Origin of the sequence: Barnesiella sp. An22 (assembly GCF_002159975.1) — a bacterium.
GTDB classification, from domain to species: Bacteria; Bacteroidota; Bacteroidia; order Bacteroidales; family Barnesiellaceae; genus Barnesiella; species Barnesiella merdigallinarum.
In genome coordinates, this window is record NZ_NFJR01000014.1 from 32,298 (window position 1) to 56,806 (window position 24,509).

Here is a 24,509-nt window from a genome sequence, read left to right on the forward strand (position 1 = left end):
TGCCAGATTTCTGTCTGAGACTCTTGCGAACTTATGTATGTAACGGCAGGCATATCGGAATACGCCTACCTGTGTTTTCTATTTCACGCCCCAAAGTTACAAAAAAGTAGCGAGAAGGGCTGTATGTCAGGGCATAAATGTTACTCTATACCGTATTTGTTCATCTTGCGATATAATGTCGTAGGATTGATGTTGAGCATTTTCGCCGCCTTTGTCTTATTGCCATTGCTTGATTCCAAAGTGCGGATGATCAGTTGCTTTTCAGCTTCATCATCCTTTATGGGGCGCAAATCGGGAACGACTTTTGTGACATTATCACTTGTGGATTTACGGATATTCAAATCCGAAGCTGCGATAACAGGTGCTTTGGAAATAAGCACAGCCCGACGCACCCGGTTTTGAAGCTCGCGTATGTTGCCGCTCCATGAGTGTGCCAGCATAATCCGCTCGGCATCTGCGCTGAATCCGGATGTCTCCTTGTGAAGCTCATCAGAGAACTTCTTGCGGAAGAACTCGGCCAACGGGAGGATATCTTCGGGACATTCCGCCAGAGATGGCTGGTGTATCTCGAACTCACAAAGACGGTGATAAAGGTCCTCGCGGAAACGACCTTCGGCTATGGATTTCTCCATATTCTCGTTGGTTGCCGCGACTATGCGCACATCGGCACGGCGTTCGGTGTTTCCTCCGACCGGCATATATACATTCTCCTGCAATACCCTAAGCAATGATGATTGAGTGTGATAAGGGAGCGTGCCGATCTCGTCAAGGAACAGAGTGCCGCCTTTCGCGGCATCGAAATATCCTTTTCTGTCGGAATCCGCTCCTGTGAAAGCGCCTTTGACATGGCCGAAGAACATGGAGGCTATAAGTTCCGGCGGTATGGCGCCACAGTTCACCGCGACAAACGGCTCGTCTTTTCTTGGGCTGTTGAAATGAATGGTACGGGCTATGGACTCCTTGCCGGTTCCGTTGGCGCCGAGAATAAGCACCGATATGTCGGCAGGAGCTACAAGCTTCGCCAGGTGCAATGCCTCACGCGCCTTCGCGCTGTCACGCTTGAAAAGCCGTTCAAGAGAATGCTGTATGGTCACAGCCGGATGCATCAGCTCCTTCACAATCTCGAACAGTCGCTCACGGTGTACCGGTTTTGGCAGATAATCCTTCGCGCCCATCTTTATGGCTTTGACGGCATCGGGATATGAGGCATATTCCGTCATAATGATAACAGGAATGCCCGGCTTCTCTTTTTTCAGCCAAGCAAGCAGTGACAGACCGTCCCCTTCGGGCAGGCGTACATCAGAGAGTATCAGGTCAAAATCCGTTCTGCGTATATGCCTGCGTGCCACGATTGCATCTATTGCAGTCATGACGTCATATCCCTCGCGTGTGAGCCAGTCCTTCTGCATCTGGGAGAGGGTCACGTTGTCCTCAACTATCAGTATCCTGCTCTTCATTCTTTATTGTTTCCAGTTCTTCGTTTATATTCTCAATCAGATTCTCCATTGCCGAAATCACATCTGACATGAGGATTTCAATATCAGCCGTGGTTGTACTCCGTTTCTTGACAGCATTTCTTAACGGTTGAAGCACGCTTTCAATGCCAACCATTTCCCATACAGGTTTTATTCTGTGCAACACGGATGAAATGGCTTTTCTATCGTTTTTAGCGACAGACTCTTTCAGTTCTGCAATGTCATCGTATGTTGAATCTGCAAGTCCCTGCAATATGACTACGGGATTGGCGACATTTGCAATCAGTGGGGAAAAGTCAATCCGGTCTCCATCAAGCGGCAATGATTTGGCCATTATAATGGATATGCGCTCAAGCAGTTCCTGCATGGAGAAAGGTTTGAATATACAGCCGGAGAACCCGCATTGAATCAGCGGTCTGGTCTCGTCATCATCCCTGGCTGTCATTGCCACCACCGGGATTGTCCTTGAATTTCCTATATTGGACTTGCGCAACAGTTCAAGCAGTGCGAATCCGTCGGTGCCGGGCATATTTATATCGGTAAGCAGTATATCGTAGTCGCGTTCACGCATTGCCTTCACCACATCAGAGGCTGTGGCGCATACCTTACACGAAACAGCGTTGCGTTCAAGCATCTCGCTTATGATATCACGCTGGAGCGGATCATCGTCTATAACGATTACATTATGCGGCAGACGCAAAACACCGACAGGCTTTACTTCCGGAATGCTGGATGATTCTATATTCCCGGTCAGTTCAAGCGGTATGGTGATATGGAAAGTTGTGCCTTTGCCGACATTGCTTATCACGTCGATAGTTCCTCCGAGCATAATTACCAGTCCCTTGGTGATGGAAAGTCCAAGTCCGAACCCCTCCACATGCTCCACGTTGTCGGCACGCTCGAACGGCCTGAATATGCGGTCCACGGTTTCTTCCGACATACCGATGCCTGTGTCGCTGATATCCATTACAAGCCGGCCGTCGTCGTATGATGCCGCGATTCCGACGGATCCGGATTGTGTGAACTTGACGGCATTCGACAGCAGGTTGTCGGCAATCTGCTCTATTCGGTCCTCGTCTCCGATTACTGTCACGTCGATATTCCTGTAATCGTGCTTGAACAGCAGACCCTTGTCATTGATTATCTGCGCCGCACCGATGGCTATCCTGTCAAACAGTACGTTCAGCCTGAACGGGACATTGTTCGGGGTCTCTTTCGCCTCATTGAGCCGGTAGACATCCAGCAGGTTGTTGAGAAGGTGAACCACGTGGCGGCAAAGGTACCGTGCATTGTTCAGGTAGCCGTCACGCTTCCTTTTGTCGCGGGTGTCAATGGCAAGTTCTGCACTGCCGCTTATCACGTTTAGCGGACCGCGTATGTCATGGGATATGGTGAGGATTATTTTCTTACGCATTTCAAGCAGCGACCGGTTCTGCCGTATGCTTTCCTCCAGTTTGTGCTTATTCCGGTCTCGCCGCTTCATATCGCGGTGTATTATGACATAAGAAACGAACAGCATCAATAGGGTGATGGCTGTCAGTACACCTATATCACGATATGACTCTTCACGGGTAGCTGCAATCTCAAGTTCCTGCTGCCGGAGATCAGCCTGGGCCTTACCGTCAAGATAACTTATAAGATTCTGCAAGCGGACGTTAAGATTCCTGTTTTGCCGTGACAGGCTGTCTGCATGGGCTTTAAGGCTTTCGTTCTGCGCCCTGCGCTCAGCCATGAGACCACGGTTGAAACTGTACAGCATGGTCGTGGTGGCAGAGGGTTTTGGTTCTTCCTTTTTGCCGAATAAACCGAGGAAGCCTTTGCGCTTAGGTTTCTTTGGCTCCTCTTTGGCGCTCTGGCGAGCTATCACAGGCAGTTTGTTGGCCATCTCGTCACCGAGAGCCTTTTGACGCCGGTATATTTCTGCAAGCTGGAGCAGTTTCTTCTCCTTGTCCTCAAGAAGAATACGGAGGCTGTCTATGTCGGCTGCCTCCGAAATGAAGATCCGGCTGAACTCACACAGTGTGCTGTCGATATGGAGTCTCTGGCGATGATATCTGTCCCGCTCCATGTCAGTCCACTCCATCGCGGTTTCGCCCATAAGCGAGAGTGCTGTCATGTGCATGTTAAGTTCGTTTATTTCCCGACGCAGCTCATTGGCGGAACGATTCCTCTCATCCATCAGAGATAAAGTGTGCTCCTCGTTATAATAGGCATAACCTATTGCAACAGTGAGCACAAGAATAAGGATATATCCGGATATAATCGGTATATGAGGAAGGCCCGATTTTCGAATCATATTTATTACGAGACAAATATTGGTGGAGACATTACAAAATGGTATATAATAGTCTGTTTATATGAGAAATACCGAATCTAAAAGCTATAACGATATTAGCGAAAGTTCATTGCCAACGATAGGATGCCGCAGTGAGAGGTGGGATATCAATGCAAAAGTATCTCTTGCCATCATAAATCGTCACTTTCTTCGCATTGACAGAATTGTTGGTAGCTATGATTCCTGTTGTACCGTCTGGATTTGAAAAGGCTACGAACTCCGTGTCGGCGACATTCCCGTCAACAGACGCTCTGTGTCCACCGGGTCGTGAGGCTGTCATCGCCAGGCAAATTGTATAGTAAAATGAATTATATGTTATCTTGCCATATGTCTCGATATCAATGTCAACAGCTCCGTTACCGTTAAAGCATCCTCCCGGACGATACGGTCCATGATTGTTATCAAGTATCATATTCCACACTATCGCACCGCGCCCCCAGTTGTTGACAACATCAAAAATCAGATTTTTCACATCTTCGAGAATTCTTGCATGATCCACTCGCAGGTACCATTCTCCTGCCGTCCATTCCGTAAAAAGCAATGCCATATCAGGATTGGCGTCGTGTATTGCGGTCATTTCCGAAGCATCCCCGCTATAATTATGATATGCGGCTCCAGAAATATATTGTTTGGCTTGAGAATCGGAATATATCAGACTGGGATAACCTATCTGTCCCTCCCAATTATCGTAGCTATAATTATGGTCAAACACATAAATTTTAGTGTCGATATTATTGTCTCTGAACGACGGACCAAGGGCTGTCTTGATGAAATCGCGTTGCTCTTCCCAAAGCATAAACATCGAAGCGCTATTACCTCCATGGAGAGGTTCGTTCTGAGGGGTGACAGCAGTAATGTGGATGCCATTTTCAGCAAAAGCCTTTATCCATTTCACGAAATACAAGGCATAATCCTGATAACATTCTTCACGTAGATGACCTGCTGTCCATTCTCCGTTAGTTTTCATCCAGCGGGGGGCAGTCCACGGGGCGCCGATAATTTTGATATCGGGATTAATCTGCAATATTTCCTGCAACACAGGAATAATATAACGAGTTTCTTCGTTAGTGAGTGCAAAATTCTCGATACCGGGTGTATCACAGCATGTATAGTCGCTCAACGAAAAGTCGCTGCAACCTATGGGCACCCTTAAATAAGAGCATCCATAACCGACATTCTCATCGGGCGAGAATGTACGGACAAGAAAATCGTGGCGTCGATATGCTTCCATCTTGGATAGATTGTATGATGCCGAGCCGGTGATGGCAAAGCCAAAACCGTCGATTTCCTGATATAATTGATTGGTGTTTATGTTTATCATACCCTCTGACTTGTCCCGGCTGCTGTCGTCAAATTTCAAGTTTTCGGTCGACAGCAGCTTCGATCCATCATATGATACATAACAGGCTTTTATATCTGCCGGCGTTGTATCGTGTTCTATAAGCAGAGTTGGATTGGGAAGATAATGATTCTGACACACCGCACCGGCGGTACACATTATCAGACAGAGGTGCGTAAGAATACTGTGTAATGTCATTCTTTTCATCGTATATATATTTTTTCGCTTATCTGATTGTTATGACGGATATAAATGCCCTTTGTGGGGCGATTGACTTTCATTCCCTGAAGATTGAAATAGTCATAATGTATTTCGGAATTAGTAATCAGTGGTGGCTCTGTTATTGAGGTTGGCTTATTGCCTATGCCATCTGCTTTTAGAGTCATTCTCAGACGAGTGTCGGAATTCGCATTATCAATGCCGTCAAAGCGGATGTTGTCTCCCACGGTGGCGGCATAGTCAAGACAGAAGTTCTTGCCCGCTTCTATTTGTTCTTGCGTCTTTGTCCCCAACTGGATATTCCACTCGCGGTCTACTATCTTGAAATCTCCGGTGAAGTGAGGCGTGTTAAGAGTATATGTTCCGTCATTGTAATCGAACGCATAGAATGGCAGTATGGTCCAGTCGTTAAAGTCGCCGACGAGATAAAGCATCGGCATTCCGATACATGACAGAGTGAGGTTGTTCATATCAAGTGTTATGGCCACTTCCTGAGCAATCGGTTCCTCGAAATACATGTTGCACTCGTTTTGGGCAGATTCAAGTGGTATCACTTCATTGTATTTAATACCCTTAACCATTGATCCAAATTGCCATTTCCAATCGGGTGTGGTGATTTTGAACTCACCGGTGAGGCGTGGAATCTTCAATTCATAAATTCCCTCTGACCCGATGAAACGCATCCGTTCATCATGAGGATTCCAATTATTGAAATCGCCGGTAAGATAGTATGTCAGATTTCCGGAGATATCAGAAAATTTATTGACTGTCAGTCGATTGTTTACTTTGTTAAATACCAGTTCAATATCGCCGAGAGGATTTTCAATCGTCATATCACAGCCATCGCGTTGTAATTGATATGTCCTGCCTGATTTAATCGATGCCACGCCACCATATTGCGCATCCCACTCTGGAGCAACAGCGGCAACAATCTTGAATCGGCCATTTAAATCTTTTGTCCGCAGCACATAGGAATCGCCCTCTTTGATAAATCTGTATCCTTTCTTGTGATTGCTCCAGTCAGTGACATCACCGGCTAGATATATGTCAGGACACACTGTCAATGTTGGTGCCGAAGGATTGCTATAATCAAACAGAAGTGTCGCGCCGTACACGGTCGTCGAATTTCCATTGATCTGTTTTACACGGAAATTGTTGCCATAAGCATTGATGCAGGCCATTGGCACATCAAATTCAAAAGTGTCTGTCGAACCATATTGAAGCGAGTAATCCTCCGTGCATATCTTGAATGTGTAGACCGACGACAGTTCATCGATGTAGAGTGAATATACGCCGTTATCATTTACCATCCTGTATTTTTCCTGAACGGTCCAGTCATCGGAGATTCCACGGACATATAGTTCAGGTGCTTGTGCGAATGTCGTATGGTAAGCCAGGAATGGCAGACATAATTTCAGCATCACGATAAGTGTTCTAAATCTATACATAATAGTTCTAACGTATTGAAAATGAATATACAGTCTCAGTATGGTACTTTTCTCCGGGATTAAGGCGCACAGATGGCCAATCTAAGTGATTAGGGCTGTCAGGATAGTGTTGTGTCTCAAGGCATAGAGCAGACCGTTTCGGATAGGCAATTCCATTCTTTCCACAGACCTGGCCGTCGAGGAAATTACCTGAATAGAACTGTAAGCCTGGCTGATCTGTGCTAACAGTCATTACAATACCACTCACGGTATCATAAAGCTGCGCTGCAAATGGGCAACTCTTGTCAAGGACAAAGTTATGGTCATAGCCCATTCCATTGATGATTTGCTCGTCGTCAGCATTGATGTTTTCTCCAATAGCGTGCATGTGGTTGAAGTCGAATATTGTTCCCTTGACGGAACGGATTTCTCCTGTCGGCATAAACGTCGAGTCGATAGGGGTAAAACCTGAAGCCTTTATTGTCAGCAGTTCATCGGTTATCTCTTTTGTATGGTCTCCGCTAAGATTAAAATAGCTGTGGTTTGTGAGATTGATGATGGTCGGCTTATTGGTATAGGCGGTATAGGCGATTTTCAATCCACAATCGGAAGTTAAACTATATACAACTTCGACGTTTAGGTTTCCCGGGAAGCCGGCATCGCCGTCAGTGCTGTGCAGTGTAAGTACAAGTGTGGTGTCAGTTGTCTGGGTGGCACTCCATATTGAATGATGAAAACCTATCGGCCCACCATGGAGACAATGCCCATAGTTGTTCTGTGGCAGTTGATAAACTATTGAATCGAGCGTAAAGCGGCCTCTGTTGATTCGGTTGCCGTATCGTCCGATAATCGCTCCGAAGTTGCCGTCGATCTCGAGATAGTCACGGATGTTGTCATGCCCGAGCACGACATCGCGTGGTCGGCCGTCTTTATCTGGAACCATAAGCGACACAATTCGGCCTCCGTAGTTTGTGACGCAGACTTCCATATCGCCGTTGTGCAAGGTGAACAGGGATATTTTCTGATTGTTGACAATGGTGTCAAAATCATTTTTGTCAAGGCCTGATAAAGTCGTCTTTTGATTTGATGCGCAGCCAACCATTATCAGTGCGGCTGCGAAATAGATAATATGTTTCATTGTTTTATTCGGCATAAAAAATCAAGGATTGAAGATCCTTTGAGTCTGGACCCACCATAACGCGGAATTCACCCGAATCATAACCATATTTCAGCTCGTTGTCATAATATTTGAGCATGTCGCTGTCTATCTCAAAGCTGACATTCACGGTCTCACCCTTCGGGATGAATACCCGTTTATAAGATTTCAATTCTTTGACAGGACGGGCTATCCGGGCAACTGGATCATTGATATACAATTGCACAATTTCGTATCCATCGTAATCCCCGGCATTGCTGACATCTATTGAAAGCGATATAGCCCCTCCTTTTGCCAATCGGTCGGTGCTTATATATGGTTTTGAATAAGCGAATGTGGTATAGCTGCATCCATAACCGAACGGATAAAGAGGTTCGTTGCTCACGTCGATATAGTTGCTTCGATAGGGGTTAAACTGCGTGGAATCAAAGTCGGGATGACTTGAGGGCAGATGATTGTAATACAGTGGTATCTGGCCGATTGAACGCGGCCATGTGGTAGTCAGTTTCCCGGACGGCACCTTTTCGCCGAAGACAACGTCCGCTATGGCATCGGCTGCCTCGCTGCCTCCGAACCACACATTCAGTATGGCTGGAATGTGATTGTCCTCCCAGTCAAGCACAAGAGGACGGCCGGTGAAAAGCAACAGTATTACAGGCTTCCCGGTAGCGTATAACTGTTTGAGAAGATCGCGCTGAGTATCGGGGATTGTGATTTCCGCACGGCTCGACGACTCACCGCTCATTTCCGCGCTTTCGCCAAGCGCACAGATTATGATATCTGCGTTATTTGCAATTTCTATGGCCTGACGATGCATCTCGTCATCGTTCCCGCGAGCGATAGAACGGCCCCAGTCGCAATTTCGTTGGGTAGTCTCATCATAGTAGATATTGCTTCCCTGCGCATAAAGCAGTTCAGCATCGGTGCCGAGGGCGTCGCGGAAAGCGTCAAGCAGCGACTTGTGATTTTCAGGCTTGCAATAGCCGCTCCAAGTCCCGCTCATGTTGTTTGCGGCATTGGCGAGAGGACCGATAAGCGCAATCCGACCTTTCTTTTGCAAAGGAAGGAGATGCTTGTCGTTTTTAAGCAATACAAAGGTTTCGGCGGCGATATCCCGGGCAATCTTGCGATGTCGGGGCGTGTACATATCTTTAGCCAGACGCTCAGGCTTGCAATATTTATATGGATCGTCGAATAGTCCGAGCCGTTGTTTGGCAATCAGGATGCGACGGCACGCGTCGTCTATCATCTTTTCAGTAACAAGTCCGCGCTCAAGAGCACCTTTTAAATCGTTGAGATATCTGCCTGTAACCATATCCATATCTGTGCCGGCCCTTAATGTGACAGCGGCGGCGTCTTCTTTGTCTGCCACTCCCATAATCGGCAGCTCGTCTATTGAGCCGTAGTCAGTGACAACAAAACCGTCAAAATCCCAGTCGTTACGCAGAACCCCGTTGATAAGCCACTCCGAGGCAGTGGCGTGCTGACCGTTGATAAGATTGAACGATGTCATCACCGAACCGACACCGGCATCCGCGGCAGCCTTATAAGGGGGCATATAATAGTTGAACATACATTCGCGGCTCATGTCAACGCCGTTGTAATCGCGTCCACCTTCCGCAGCTCCATATAATGCGTAGTGTTTCACACAAGCCATAAGGGATGAGTCAGAACGCATCCCGTCGCCCTGATATCCATGAACATACGCTTGGGCGAGAACACTTCCGAGATACGGATCCTCGCCGGATCCTTCGGCGATACGGCCCCAACGCGGGTCTCGGCAGATATCGACCATCGGGCTATAATTCCAGTTTACACCGTCGGCTGTAGCCTCGATAGCTGAGATACGGGCCATTTCGGCTATGGCGGTGCTGTCCCATGAACACGACAATGCCAAAGGGATTGGAAAGACTGTCTCATAACCATGCACCACATCAGCTCCCACGAGCAAGGGTATGCCGTGCGGACCTTTCTCAACTGCTAACCTTTGAAAGCGGGCAACCGCATCAACTCCTTTGACATTGAAGAAGCCGCCAATTTTTCCTTGCATGATAAGAGAGTCGAGCACGGCTGCCTGTGCTGTTCCTGACACCACATCTCCGCCGACGGGCAAATTCAGCTGCCCGATTTTCTCCTCAATGCTCATCTCAGCCATAAGACTGTCGATGAAGCCGTTGTTATCTGTATCACGAGCCTGAGCGGTAGCGGCATAGAGTAAAAGCAGGACGGCTGTGGTTATATTAGAATGATTCATACTATTGCTTCGGTTGGTTCAGAATTTTGTTGCTGGCACCCCTGTGAAAGTCATCTTCACGGGGCGTATTCTGCCATTTGAGTCGAAATGAAGCTCATCGACGCATGTGACGCGGTCGTTGCCGTCGGTCGCTCCGAGCGGATGGCGGTGGTAGACGATATAGTATTTGCCCGTTTCGCCAGACCGGATCACGGAATGATGTCCCGCGCCGGTTCCTATTTCCGGGTCTGATTCCAGGATAGTGCCTACCCGTTCAAAAGGACCGAAAGGAGAATTGGCGATTGCATAGGCCACCCGGTAGTCGTCTTTGGTCCAGTCGCCCTCGCTCCACATGAAATAATATTTCCCGTCCTTAACAAGCATGAACGGCCCTTCTGTATAATCCTTTGGAGTCACTTCTTTGTAGAGCGAGCCGTCGGGGAAAGGGACAAGAGATTTGAAATCGTCGGCGAGACGGACCATGTTGCAGTGTCCCCAGCCTCCGTAATACATATAATAACTCCCATCCTTGTCTTTGAAAACGAACTGGTCGATTGGCTGCGCCCCGTTCACTATCTCATTTATCAGCGGTCGGCCAAGCAGATCCTTGAACGGACCTGCCGGCTTGTCGCTGACTGCGACACCAATACCGCCGATTTCGCCCTCGTGGACATCGTTTGCCCCGAAGAAAAGATAATACTTCCCGTCCTTCTCAAGCACTGCCGGAGCCCACATCGCACCCCAGGCCCATTTGACATCTTCTGTACTGATGATGTTTTCATGTTTAGTCCAATGGATGAGATCGGTGGTAGAGAAGCAGTCCATTGCGGTCTGCTCCTTGAAAGGAAGGCTGCGCGTAGGATATACGAACACCGTGTCGCCATACACGATTCCCTCCGGGTCGGCATACCACCCGGGGAAACAGGGATTTCCCCCTATATCGGTCGCACTATCATATTTCACAGCGACTTTATGTGGCAGGTCGGCTGATGACGAGCCTACGGAAAAGACATATTTACCATCCAGTATACGTTCAGAAGCCGTTTCCTCATCATAATAAGCCAAAGAAGAGAACGGAATGTCAACAGACACACTGCGGGTTTCGCCCGGTGCGAGATCCACTTTTGAAAAACCAACAAGTTTCTTCTTTTCCCTAAGCAGTCCTTTCAGTTTGGGAGCCGAGACGTATACCTGTACCGTTTCTGCGCCGGATGTCGAACCGATATTCGATACATCCATTTTCAGGTTATAGCCAATACCAGTCCGGGTCACGACCGGTTTACCGATGTTAAAATCAGTATAACTCAGGCCGTAGCCGAACGGAAACAACACCGGAAGTCCATTGTAATCATACCAACGATATCCTATAAGAATATCTTCGTCATAATATATGTCATAAATGTCGGAATCAGCCCGTCGGATTCCCGGATAACGGCGCTCACCATTAGTAGGCAAGTCCTCAATGCGCTTTGGGAAAGTAAATGGCAATTTCCCCGACGGGTTGACTTTGCCGGTAAGGACATCGGCAAGACTGTTGCCAGCCTCACTGCCGAGATACCAGTCCTGGACAATAGCGGCCACTTTATCCGCCCAGGGCATCAATACCGGTGTGCCTGAAATATTTACCACAATCAGATTGGGATTTATATCGGCAATAGCTGAGATAAGTTCGTCCTGTCCGTATGGAAGCTGCAAAGTCTTACGGTCGGAATTCTCGGTGTCCTGGCAGAGGGAGTGATTCAAGCCGCCAATGAATATCACGACATCGGCGTCTTTCGCTTTTGCAAGTACATCGGTTTTAAGTTGCTCGGGAGTTCGCTCTTCGGCCAACATCTCGAAGTCCTGACTTTTCACATTGTCGAATACCGTGCTTCCCGCTCCGATATATCCTCGTTCCCAGTCAACAACCACATCATGTAATGCCGACTTCAATCCGGCCAATGGAGTAACTTCATGCTGTACCTTCAGAGAAGCCGAGCCACCTCCGACGGTCATCATCTTCACTGCGTTTTCACCTACTACAAGAATTTTGCGGATATCTTGTTTCAAAGGGAGTATACCGTTGTTTTTAAGGAGAACAATTCCTTCGGAGCCGATTTTGCGGGCTGTGGCATAATGTTCGGGGCAAGTGAAGCGGCCTTTCCAATTGGAAGGAGCCATTGACGTGCGGAAAATTGTGCGGAGTATGCGCCTCACTCTGTCATTGAGATCGTCAACGGATTCACGACCATCCCTCAGTCTCTCGAGATAGGGGTTGGCCATATAATAGCTGTCGTAGGCATTCATATTTACCGACACACCGTCAGTGCCGGTACCCATTTCAAGGTCAAGCCCACCTTCAAGAACAGCGTCGGTGTTGTGCACACCTCCCCAGTCGCTGACTGCGACACCGTCGAATCCCCATTGTTGTTTCAATATGTCTTTCAAAAGTCGCGGGTTCTCGCAGCAGTTGCGGTTTTCAAAGAGATTATAAGCCGGCATAATGGCCCATGCGCCGCCGTCTACGGCAGCTTTGAACGGTTTGAGGTATATTTCATGCAAAGCACGTTCTCCGACATGTACATTCGTCGTATAACGGTTGTCTTCGTTGTTATTCAGAGCAAAATGTTTGACACATGCCGCAACATTATTGCTTTGAACGCCCTGGATATAAGGCACGACCATTGTTGACGTAAGAAACGGGTCTTCGCCCATATATTCGAAACTACGGCCGTTGAGAGGTGTACGCATCATATTCACTCCGGGGCCAAGCAGAATGTCTTTGCGGCGATATCGCGCTTCCTCGCCTATGGCTCTGCCGTATTCACGGGCTAATTCCGGGCGCCATGTGGCAGCCAGGCAGCTTAGAGCCGGGAATGCAGTGCAAGAGTCATTGGTCCACTCGGCGCTGTTCCATTCGTCCCAGAATACTTCCGGACGAATGCCGTGAGGCCCGTCAGTACACCATAGTTCCGGGATTCCGAGACGGGGAACACCGGCAGAGGAGAATTTCGACTGGGCATGAACCATCTTGACTTTTTCCTCAAGAGTCATACGCGAAAGTGCATCCTCGATACGCTCTTCCAGTGGAGCCGAATAGTCGAGGTATTTCGAATCAGTAGCATGTGCAATGCCTTGTGCACAAATAATTGAACCAAGACATAATATTAATGACACTACGACGGCCTTGAAATGGTATTTCATTGCGATATATATGATTTGATTGGCAGAAGGTAGTTTTTTAATATTATTTGCCCAGGTCGACCCAGACTTTCATTTTACCTGGCTTGCGGTTATCCCACGCGAAATATGGTATGAATGTGATATTTCCTTCGTTTGTTTTTAGAATCTTGAAATTACGGAGCAATCCCTCCCCGTCTTCAACACAAAATTCAGAATCGTGATTAATGGTGGCAGCATCGTAGCAGGGATTGTCACATTCCTCCATGCAATAAACCAAAGGGCCACGCATAACAGCTCTCTTGCAAAGATTCTCTTTTACCTTCGGGTCGGCCGCCATAATATTGACGGGCATTGCCATACTGAGTTCTATGTCTGCTCCCATCTTATCAACAGGAATAGTCACGTATCCGTTTTGTTTCGTAAATTTTCGGTTCTCACCATTGATTTTTAGCGCATACTCATCGCACCATCCGGGAATTCGCAGCTTTATGTTTCTCGGCAGGCTTCCTTCCGGTTTAACTGTAATCTTGACATCCCCTGCAAAAGGATATCCGCCAGATATCGACATATGCACAGGCACGCTGTCTACGTCAATCTCTGTTTTATTTCCGATAAAAAGATTGACGTAAATATTGTCTTTGTCAATCCCATAGATATAATTCCCCATAGAAGGTAGGAAGCGTGAAATGTTACTCGGGCAGCAGGCTGTCCCATACCATTCCTGACGATGGTGTGAACCATCCGATTCGAGAGGATTCACATAAAAGAATTTTTCACCTCCTAATTGGACACCGGCAAGAGCGGCGTTATACATTGTCCGCTCTAGAACATCGATATATCCGGCATCTCCAAAAAGACGGTTCATCCGCGATGCCCACATTATAAGACCCACCGAAGCACAGGTCTCGCAGTAAGCTTCACGATTGGGTAGGTCATAGTCTTCCGTGAAACCCTCGTTATGGACTGAGGATCCAATACCCCCGGTGACATACATATTGCGCTCCGTCACATCTTCCCATACCAGCTGAAGCGCGTCGAGATAAGTTCTGTCAGCTTTTTTAGCGGCAACGTCAGCCATACCGCAGAACAGATACATGGCTCGGACGGCATGCCCCGTGATGTCTGTTATCTCCCTTACTGGTTTATCATCCTGGCAATACTCGGTTCCCCATGGCGCACCGTTGCCATGCGATCCGTAACCGTGACCTCTCTCTTCAAGAAGCCAATGGGCAAAATCGAGGTATTTTTTATCTCCTGTAGCATCTGCCAGACGCACAAGGGCGAGTTCCACTTCCTCGTGTCCAGGCACCCAGTGTCGCTTATCCGGACCGAAAGTCTGCATCATATGGTCGGCAAATCGTTTCGCAACATTGAGAAAGGACTGTTTGCCGGTTGCGGAATAATAAGCAACAGCAGCTTCAAAGAGATGGCCTCCGCAATACATCTCGTGCATTATCATATCTGTCCATCGAGGAGTTGGAGCTACGATGGTATAATATGTGTTCAGATAGCCGTCATCCCATTGCGCATCTGCAATCATATTGATCCAGGTTTCCAGTTTTCTCTCAATTATCGAATCCGGATTATTGATGAGGCTGTAGGCCATTCCTTCCATTGCCTTATACACATCGGAATCATCATAACATAGTCCGGAATGCTCGCCATGCCCCTTTGCGGCATTGATAAAGTTACTCATTCGTAATGTCTTATTCTCAATCTGATCAATGCAGTGAGGAATGGTTTTATTTGCCAGATCATCCAACCTCGGCGACCAGAAAGAATCGCATATCGACACGTGTGAAAAATCAATATTATCAATCTGTGACATATGCCGGTCGGCCTGTGCTGTAAATGCTACTAAAAGGGCTGATGCTATGACGAAATGTTTTATGGCCATGGTAAAAATACGTATTGTTTGTTTCGTGAAATGGAAATAACAAGGATTGCAGTTCATGCTCAGTCGATGGACTGCAACCCCCGATATTGTATTATATCCTTTTGTTAGCGGATGATAACTTTTCTGACTGTAGTCCCGGTTCGCTGAATGTATACTTCCCCGGCAACAGGATTCATTACACGGATACCCTGAAGGTTAAAGTATTCGCAGGTGGCATTGCCGCCATCTTGAATGATTTCTGTTATTGATGTCGCGGGTTCGTTGTTGGCTGAGACTTTCATTTTGTTGAGATCGAAGCGGATTTTGTAAGTGCCCGGTTCTTTGGTTGTCCAGTTGTAATCTTCGTTCTGATCCATCTTGATATCCAGACCGTACTTGTTGTCGATTGCCAACTCAGTATTGTCTATTTCGGGGCGAAGATGTGTTCCCCATACGGGAGCCATCGATGCGCGGAATCTTTTGCCAGACTCGCAGTTGTCGAAAGTCGCCTCAAAGACGTTAGGCGAAACCTGTTCCATTGGCTGGAAAGACCAGTTTGTAAGGTCGCCTACCATATAGAGCTGGTTAGCGATAACTTTGTCGCTGAGGTATTCTGCGCTCATCTCCATGTTACGCAAATCAAGCGTAATCTTGTATGTTCCAGCTTCAGATACAGTCCACTGGTTGTCATTCAGGTCGGCTCCGCGGAATACTTCTATGGCGCATTTTTTCAAACCTTCTGCACCAATGGTGATATTCTGCGCCGGATGAATCCAGTTTCCATCCCACTCCTTATCATTGCGCAGGCTGAACTTGAAAGCACCGCCCTTCATATATGTCTGATATGTGAAAATGTAGGGATTAGTCGCGTCCAGGGTCAAAGGAGTGCCTTCGGCCGGATTCCAGCCTCCGATAGTGGCATCGCCCACTGCGTATACGCTGGGAGTAATCACGGGAAGGACTTCGCTGAAGTCCGAAGTGATGGAAACGATGGCCTTATCAAGGTCGAATACGATACGGTAGTTGCCGCTTTCGGCGATATACCAGTTCTTATCGCCGCCTTCCATGTTGTTATAGTCGATGTTGGCAGTCGCCGATGTCGCGGGGCTGAGGAGAGTCTTGTCCTCGACGGCATGAACCTGAGGACCGTTGAATACGACATCAGCACCCCATGCACTGGCACGGAAGCGTCCGGTGGAGACACCGTCGCCGCCTTCCACCTTGCCTTGATAGAAGAAGACATGATCAGATGTTTTGACGAGTTCGAATGCACTCCATTGGGTAGGATCTCCTACCATGAAGAGCTCGGAAATTTCCGACAGGGTTGCTTGAGCTGATGCAGTGCCTGATATCGACAGGGTTGCAACAGCAGCTAACCAACAGATTTTTTTCATGATTAATTGTTGTTTTTCGGGGTTGAACTATTTATATTATTTGGAAAGCCTTACTATTTTGCATCCATGGGGCTCGATTTGCGCGTTGATTGCCGAGGCGGTGCCTTCATCGGCATGCTCCCAGAGGTCTCGCACTTTCATAGGACTGCTGATTCCCAAGTCCGCGAAAGCTACATTGAAGACTTTAGGATTGTCCTCTCTGTTAAAAAGACCTACGATGTAATCGCCGTTGCTCATTTGGCCATACCACACATTACTGCCTTCAGAATTAACTACATCTGACAGCGGTTTACCAACAAAACGATCATGGTTCAGTGCCAACATTTCATCGTTTGTGTAGTATTTTAAATTATCACCAATGGTACCGGGTTGGTCTGCAACAGCTATCGGTCCTCCGGCCATCAACTGTATGGAGATGCAGAATTTCTTCTCAGCATCGGTTTCAAAACTATGGGCAATCGTGAAATCGCCGTCAAGTATGACCTTGTCGCGGCCGCTCAAGTGGCTCCAATAAGTGAAACCGTCAAACTGGTTATTGAGATTCGACCAACGGTTATAGATTTTGCCGCGGTCATGAGAAGATGTATGCAGCCAACCCCCGGTCCAAGTGTCACGGACTATACGTATCATATGGCCATAACGTTTTTCAATCTCGGCATCATTATATAAATGTGGCATTACAAGCGAAACCATAATGTCTTGTTCTTTGGCTTCCAATGCAATAGTCTCCAATAAATCGGCATAGTTCTGACGGCCATATCCTTTGCCGACAATATTATTCCTGTCGAAACCATCTTCGTAATGACTCAGATAATCAAATCGAAGGAAATCCGCTCCAAGCTCTTTGTAATATCTAATCAGTGCCCGGATATATTCGCGTGCTCCCGGATGCGACATAACTATATATTTATACGGCTCATTAGCCTTCGGATTTATAACTTCATCAATGTCGGGATTATATAGAAGGCTGCCCATGGAATATTCAGTACCGGGAACCTTATCGCGTTCTGCGCAGGTATATGTCATCGGAATATCATATATTCCGACTTTCAGACCTTTGGAATGTGCATAATCGATTATATCCCTGTAAGCAGTACCTCCATAATGTGTTTTGAAGATACCATCTACACATTGCGTATCAAGGAAGCCATCAGTGCATACCATATCGTATCCATGAGGTTTGAGTTCAGTCGCAACCCAATCGATAACCTCCTTCCATTGCTCTAAAGAAAAGTGCTGTTTTTCAACGGGCAGATCCTGTTGGTCGAGACACGCTTCATATATACTCCAATATAATGGGGCTTTGTAAGAATGGAAGCCTGCGATGTCTGTCAGTTCGGGATGTTCATGCACATCCGGACGATTCATAACATAGTTCGGATCGTCTGAACATCCAGCCATCATGATGACAAGGATGTTCAAAATCGTGAAGAATAAGTATTTTTTCATGCTTCAGTGAGTGTTTGTCAATCTTTATATTCGGCTTTAATTGTCCAATGTTCGAGGTCGAAAGTTAATTTATAGTTTCCAGCTTTCTCTACGTTCCAGTTATAGTCTGGATTCGCAGTATATATGAATCCTGATGACGCAACTCCGTTGATGCCAATGGGTGAGTTATCAGATTTCGGCCTAACATGAATTCCCCAGTCCTTGACAGGAGTCGCACGCATGCGCCCGGCATTGAGATGCCCATCATACACGAAAATATACTTTGATACTCGTGTGACGGGGGTGGGATTATATATATCCCATCCAGAAGGAGCGGCGTCTCCCAGAATGAAGAATTCTTCGGTCTCAATCGGGTTTACCGGTATCTCGATATCTTCAAGGGTACCGAGATAGCTGCAGCTCATCGTCCATTTACTTAGATTTAAGGTCAGACGATACTTCCCGGCATCTTTTACAACCCACTTGTAGTCAGGGTTAAGAGAATAATCGAATTCTTCTTCTGTTATGTCAGTCTTAGTAATCGGCCTGTTTCCGCCCAACGGTCGGATCGCATCCCACGACGGATATTCATCTCCGCTTTTGGGATAAACCTTGAACTCTCCGGCATAAAGATTGCCCTCATAGGTGAAAACATGGCTGTCTGACGCATCACGAGTCAATGCCGTCATGGCATCACCGTTCCATCCATTCACAGTAGCATCGCCGACCATAAACAATGTAGAGGTCTCAATAGGTTTTTTAACCTCCGGGTCGGGATTCTCTCCACCAAGGAATTCGGTTTTAAGAGTCCAATTCTCAAGGTCGAATGTCAGATGATAATTGCCTGGATCGGTGACAAGCCAATTGATGTCGGGATCCCAAACATACATGAAGTTTTCATTTTCTATTCCGTCTTTCCCGATTTTGACATGGTCTGTTACCGGGCGAATATGATAGCCCCAGGCTCTTTTAGTGGTGGCGCGAAGTTCACCTTCGTTCAACCAACATTCATATTCAAAAATATATTTGCTTTTCTTAGCTGTCTCGGGAGCATTCCCTATGTTCCAACCGATTGATGTGGCCGATCCAACAATATAGAGGGTCTCCGTTTCGATAGGCGCAACCTCCGGCTGCACGAATTCACCGAGATATTCGGTGCTCAGTGTCCAGTCGCGCAGATTAAAAGTGAGTTCATAGGTGCCGTTGGCGACAACAAGCCATTTTTCATCAGGGTTGTCGGCATGCATCTGGAACTTGACCGCTTCAAGCGGTTCCTTACCTATTTCCTGGCCATAATAAATCGGACGGATGAAATCCACATCAAGACTTGATGTCGGTGCGAGACTCACCTTGAATTCTCCCTCATGCAGTTGGCCCTTGTAAACGAATATATATGGATCCGTCTCGGAGCATTGCATCGGAGTTGGATCTTCGAATGACCAGCCGGTCGGCACTGCATCACCTACAAGATACAGTTCTTTAGTATGTATCGGACTTTTAAAGTCAGATACAATCAAATCCTTCTCTCCTTCACAAGAGCTCATTACGCATAATGTGAAGAAAAACATCAGGACTTGAGATTTTTTAATTCTATTCATAGTTCTATTGATGAGTGATGGATTTGTTAATAACCTTTGTTTTGCACCAGATGTGGATTAGCCTGAAGTGCTTTGAATGGTATAGGGAATATATCCGTATGGTTGTCGACGTCAGGAGTTTTATCCCACCATTTGCCTGAACTGAATTTGCCATATCTTACCAGATCTGTTCTTCTTCGAGTTTCGGCAAAGAATTCACGCCCCCATTCGTCAAGCATTTCCTGCATATCCAATTTCGCGCTTCCTTCAGGCTCATACAGGACTTCTGAAAGATTTTCAACCGGATAGTTTCTGCGTCTGACGCTGTTCAGAAGCGCAGCGGCATCCGGGGTGTTTCCGGAACGGAGCTTGCATTCGGCGAGCATATATATAATTTCGGGGAGACGAATTTCGGCATATGCCGCTTCCAATTGGTGTGGGTCATCATCGCTGTACATGGGATATTTCACATAATGCCATCCTGAATTATGATCGCCGGTTGTCATAGAGCTGGTTTTGTTTGATGGCCAAAGTTCAGGATCGAGGTTCTGGAAATCACCAACTGCGTCACGGATATATAAGTCATAGTCACGCTCCGGAGCACGAACCTTCTTAACTTTACCATTATCATCAGTATATTCAAGATAGCCATAAAGGAATAAACCTTCACGCCTACCATTGCCGAGATTCTTGTAAAGTTTCATTCGTTCATCGCCGGGGTATTTACGGAATTTCTGAATAGGCATTCCCAATTCATCGGTATAAAGCTTGCCTGTCAAGTCATATGAGGGAGCGGCGGCATATTTGGTGTTGTGTCCACCTGCTTTGCACTTTTGATCTTTAAGGTATAGATGGGCATTCGCAGGAACAGTCCACCAATATGTATTTGCATGATAATTCCAATATTCATTACCACCGGGATAATTCGGGAATGCAAATATGACCTCATCACAGGTATTGTTGTCCCAATCAAATGCAGCGTCCCAACGATTTGCCACTTCATAGGTTCCATATACACCGTCAAGAATATCCTGGCAGAGTTTAGCGCAATCTGTGTATCGCTCTGATCCAACATATACCTCGGCATTCAGATATAGCCTTGCAAGTAGGGCTGCCGCACCTGCTTGAGTCCATTTGCTTAGAAATTCCGATGATGTGCCGAGAGCTTCTTTCTTTGGCAGCTTGGGTATGAGTGTTGATAGCTCAGTTTCAATAAAATTGAAAATCACCTGTGGTTCCACTTGCCCCTCAGTGTTTTTAGTCTGATCCTCGAATGACACTACATAGGGAATGTTCCTGAAACCATCGAGCAGGCTAAGATAGCAGAATGCCCGCAATACACGCAATGAAGCTATGTAGCCGTCAATCTCTTCCTGGGTGAAATTAAATTTCGCCTTATCGATTTTTTCAAGTTCTTCTATGCCGAAATTGCACTGACCGATGCCTTCGAAGCCACTGTTCCAGAGAAACTCGAAGTAATCATCCTCCGCAGTCCATGTATGATAGTGATAACGCCGCCATCGGCCACCGTCATCCCACCATCCATCGCGAGACGGAGAGATAATCTGATCGGAGGGAAGCTCCTGAAGGAAGTGGCGGAATTGCAGCATATGATAACAGTGCTCGAAGGGTCGTGCTACAACTCTTTCAACGTCCTTTCGTGTATTGTAGAAGTTGTTCGATTCAACCTGGTCATAGATGGTTTCGTCGAGGTTTGTGCATGCTGATAGAAACATGATCCCTAAAACGATGCACAAGGATTTTATGATGTTTTTTTCCATGATGTCGATCATTTTTGTTAATTAGAATTCAATCTGTGTACCGAGGATAAACTGCCGGGTTGTCGGATAGTACATACACGACCCTTGCGCTCCCGGCGTAAGGCCATTGACAGGATATGTACTGGGGTCAACCCCGGAAAACTTGGTAATCGTAAAGACATTTGTTACCGCTCCGTAGATTCTCAAGCTATTCATATATTTTGCCTTGGGGACATTTAAAGTATAGCCAAGAGTGATTTGGTCAAGTTTGAAATAGTCGCCTCGTTCAAGGAAATAGTCAGTTACGGCATGAGAGCCGGTTGAACTTATTTTAAAATTCTTACCATATGCTTTCTTCAACATATTTCCACTATACTTGCGTGTGCCATAATAGAAATCGTGGATATTGAACAAATCAAATCCGAAAGCGCCACGGAAGAAAAGGGCAAGGTCGAAGTTTTTGTAACGGAAATTATGAGTCGTTGACATGGTGAATTTTGGCAGACCATTGCCAACTTTCACTTTATCCTCTTCAGTCGCACGGCTGGCCGAAATCACATCTCCGTTTCTGTCATAAACCAGCCATTCGCCGTTGTGATCGATTCCATGATACTTCCACATATAGAAATTTCCAATCGACTGACCTTTTTCAATGCGTTGCAGATAATAGTACGGAAACGGATTTTCCGTCTCACACATGTTGTAGAAATCCTGGCCGATATATTTTGAGTTACTGAAATCGATAAATTTGTTTTTTATCGTGGAGCCGATGACATTGAAGCTGTAGGTAAAATCGCGTGTCTGCACGGCATTTACATTCAGATCAAACTCAAAGCCAGAATTCTCCATCGTACCGACGTTCACAAAAGCCGTAGGCCACATATAAGGAGGGACCGAGACATTGTAGTCGCCGAGCAGATCTTCCGTTCTTCTGCGGAAGTAGTTCAACGATCCAGAGAACCGGTTGTTGAACATCGAGAAGTCAAGTCCGACATTCCAGTTTTTCGCACGTTCCCATTTCAGATCAGGGTTAGGATTCTTAGATGCTCCCCATCCTTGCAGAAAATGGCCATTTATATAAGCATAGCCGTAGCCGCTCATTGTTGCCAACGACATATAGCTGTCGAAATTCTGATTACCGCTTTCGCCGTAGTCAGCACGGATTTTCAAATCATTCAGCCACGAGCGTGTCGATTCCATGAAATTTTCATTACTTATGCGCCATCCAACTGAAACGGCGGGAAAATTGCCCCATTTGTGGTTTTTGCCAAATTTTGATGAACCCTCGTGTCTTATTGATGCAGTCATAAGGTACTTGCCATCCCAGTCATAGCTGACACGACCAAAAAAGGCAATGAGTTTACTGTCATTTTTATAACTACTCATCCCGATAATACCTTCATCTTTAGCGTATTCACCAGAACCAAGATTATCAGCACCTAATCCATCATTCGGGAAATCGCTGTTTTCAGCGCTGAAACCGGAATTTTGAAAATACTGGTATGAATAACCAAGCATTAGCTTTACATTGTTTTTACCAAATTTACCGGTGGCATTGCCTATCCATTCCAAAACATCCTGCCTGCTCATTGAATAGGAACGGCTAGCCTGACCTTCAAAACCTTCGTTGACGGCCAATGTGCTTGTTGACGGACGGAACCATGTTTGGTCATATGTATAACGGTGTTCTGCAAACGTAATCTGAGTATTCAATGTAATTGGGCACTCCCTACTACCTGTCCAAAGAAGAGGCAACAGATTGAGTTTCACAGTGCCATCCATATCAATCAATTGGGTATCAGTATGATTTTTCTCTAATTTCTGTACTTCCACCGGGTTATAGGCACTTGTCTGACCAAAGAAATTGTAATAGCGGGTCGGATCTTCTCTATCCATCAACGGGGTTGTCGGATTCGCTGAAATTGCGTTTCTGAATACGTTCCAATCAGCAGCATCACTGGAAATAATTCGTGGCGCAAGATTGATATTCAGGTTAAAAAGCCCACCTTTGGAATTCAGTCCGGCGGAAGCTCTACCTCCGTACTCTTCTCGTTTTGAACGTAAATCTACGCCGTGTGAATTTTTATAATCCCCACTGACACGAAAGTTAGCACGTTCATTTCCACCTGAAACACTAATATTATGTTTATGGCCAAAGCCTGTGCGGCTAACTCCATCAAACCAATCGTAGTTTCCTCCAAGGTCTGTTCCATTGTCACCCCAAGGAAGACGGACATTCCTATAATCATCGGCACTCATCATATCCAGATCCTTATTTACTTTATCCCATGAAAGAGTGGTTGAATATGTAACATTATATGTGCCGTCCTTACTTGCTTTCTTTGTAGTTATAAGAATAACGCCATTCGACCCCTGTGTGCCGTAGATTGCTGAAGCCGCACCGTCCTTTAACACATCAAAAGACGCGATGTCATTCGGGTTCAAATTTGCCATACTTCCACCTGGTACACCGTCAATTACGATAAGGGGATTTAGACCTGCTGAGCGGGAGGAAACACCTCTGATCTGGATGCTTGAGGTGTTGTTGGGGTCGGCTGCTGCAGTATTTGAAATCGACATTCCGGATACTTTTCCCTGAATCAAACGGGCTGGGTCTGATGAACTGATAGTCAAGAAGTCTTTCTCGCCAACATGGCTTATCGCCGACGTCAGTTCTTTCTTATCCATTGTGCCATAGCCGATGACCACGAGTTCACTTAACAGCTGAGAGTCTTCGGTTAGAGTGACATCCAGTACCCCGCTTTTCTCTGCTTTCTTTTTTTCGGAGCAATAGCCTACGTATGAAAATAGAATGTTACTGCCGGCAGGCACTTCTATTTCATATCGGCCATCAATATCGGTTGATACACCGACTGCTGAAACGTCACTCCTTACCGAGGCTCCAATCAGAGGCTCCCCGGAGGGGTCCGATACAATACCTGAAACTTTAATCTTATTACCTTTGGATGCAGAGTCTTTTTTATTTACCTTAGTCGACCTACTGTTGAGTACAATTTGTTTTTTGTCGATAACATAGCTTATACCATGATTGGCAAGAAGTTTATTAAGGACTGATGTCAAGGCTTCATCCTTGACTTTGAGTGTTACGGGAACATTTACATTTATAG

General features: G+C 46.5%; 13 protein-coding genes. All 13 read right to left on the reverse strand.

Features of this window, described 5'->3' with window-relative positions; all coding sequences use genetic code 11:
- Positions 1-140 precede the first annotated feature (140 nt).
- Entirely contained in the window at positions 141-1,457 is a 1,317-nt protein-coding gene (locus tag B5F38_RS11885; protein WP_025279186.1) for a sigma-54 dependent transcriptional regulator, read from the reverse strand.
- On the reverse strand, positions 1,432-3,771 hold the full coding sequence (locus B5F38_RS11890) for a hybrid sensor histidine kinase/response regulator (RefSeq protein ID WP_038534361.1): 2,340 nt from the start codon (positions 3,769-3,771) through the stop codon (positions 1,432-1,434). Before B5F38_RS11890 ends, B5F38_RS11885 begins: the two co-directional genes overlap by 26 nt.
- A 106-nt stretch (positions 3,772-3,877) precedes the next feature.
- Complete coding sequence (locus B5F38_RS11895) at positions 3,878-5,356, reverse strand: glycoside hydrolase family 30 protein (protein WP_025279184.1); 1,479 nt, start codon at positions 5,354-5,356, stop codon at positions 3,878-3,880.
- Positions 5,353-6,792 carry a hypothetical protein gene (locus B5F38_RS11900; RefSeq protein WP_143240976.1) on the reverse strand — a complete coding sequence of 480 codons (1,440 nt, stop codon included), beginning with the start codon at positions 6,790-6,792 and terminating at the stop codon, positions 5,353-5,355. The genes B5F38_RS11895 and B5F38_RS11900 overlap by 4 nt, the downstream gene beginning before the upstream one ends.
- 31 nt (positions 6,793-6,823) lie before the next feature.
- Complete coding sequence (locus B5F38_RS11905) at positions 6,824-7,933, reverse strand: aldose epimerase family protein (protein ID WP_025279182.1); 1,110 nt, start codon at positions 7,931-7,933, stop codon at positions 6,824-6,826.
- 4 nt (positions 7,934-7,937) lie between these two features.
- Complete coding sequence (gene bglX / locus B5F38_RS11910) at positions 7,938-10,205, reverse strand: beta-glucosidase BglX (RefSeq protein WP_025279181.1); 2,268 nt, start codon at positions 10,203-10,205, stop codon at positions 7,938-7,940.
- Positions 10,206-10,223: 18 nt separating this feature from the next.
- On the reverse strand, positions 10,224-13,367 hold the full coding sequence (locus B5F38_RS11915; protein WP_087409433.1) for a glycoside hydrolase family 3 C-terminal domain-containing protein: 3,144 nt from the start codon (positions 13,365-13,367) through the stop codon (positions 10,224-10,226).
- 43 nt (positions 13,368-13,410) lie between these two features.
- Entirely contained in the window at positions 13,411-15,243 is a 1,833-nt protein-coding gene (locus B5F38_RS11920) for a beta-L-arabinofuranosidase domain-containing protein (protein WP_084547047.1), read from the reverse strand.
- 104 nt (positions 15,244-15,347) lie between these two features.
- Positions 15,348-16,616, reverse strand: a complete 1,269-nt coding sequence (locus tag B5F38_RS11925; protein WP_087409434.1) for a SusF/SusE family outer membrane protein — start codon at positions 16,614-16,616, stop codon at positions 15,348-15,350.
- Between the two features lie 36 nt (positions 16,617-16,652).
- Positions 16,653-18,065, reverse strand: coding sequence for a hypothetical protein (locus B5F38_RS11930; protein WP_025279177.1), 1,413 nt, complete (start codon positions 18,063-18,065; stop codon positions 16,653-16,655).
- A 17-nt stretch (positions 18,066-18,082) separates the two neighbouring features.
- Entirely contained in the window at positions 18,083-19,642 is a 1,560-nt protein-coding gene (locus B5F38_RS11935) for a SusF/SusE family outer membrane protein (protein ID WP_087409435.1), read from the reverse strand.
- 26 nt (positions 19,643-19,668) lie between these two features.
- On the reverse strand, positions 19,669-21,402 hold the full coding sequence (locus tag B5F38_RS11940) for a RagB/SusD family nutrient uptake outer membrane protein (RefSeq protein ID WP_087409438.1): 1,734 nt from the start codon (positions 21,400-21,402) through the stop codon (positions 19,669-19,671).
- Between the two features lie 21 nt (positions 21,403-21,423).
- Positions 21,424-24,509: SusC/RagA family TonB-linked outer membrane protein (locus B5F38_RS11945; protein WP_343210777.1), on the reverse strand; the 3,086-nt coding region annotated here is incomplete at its 5' end.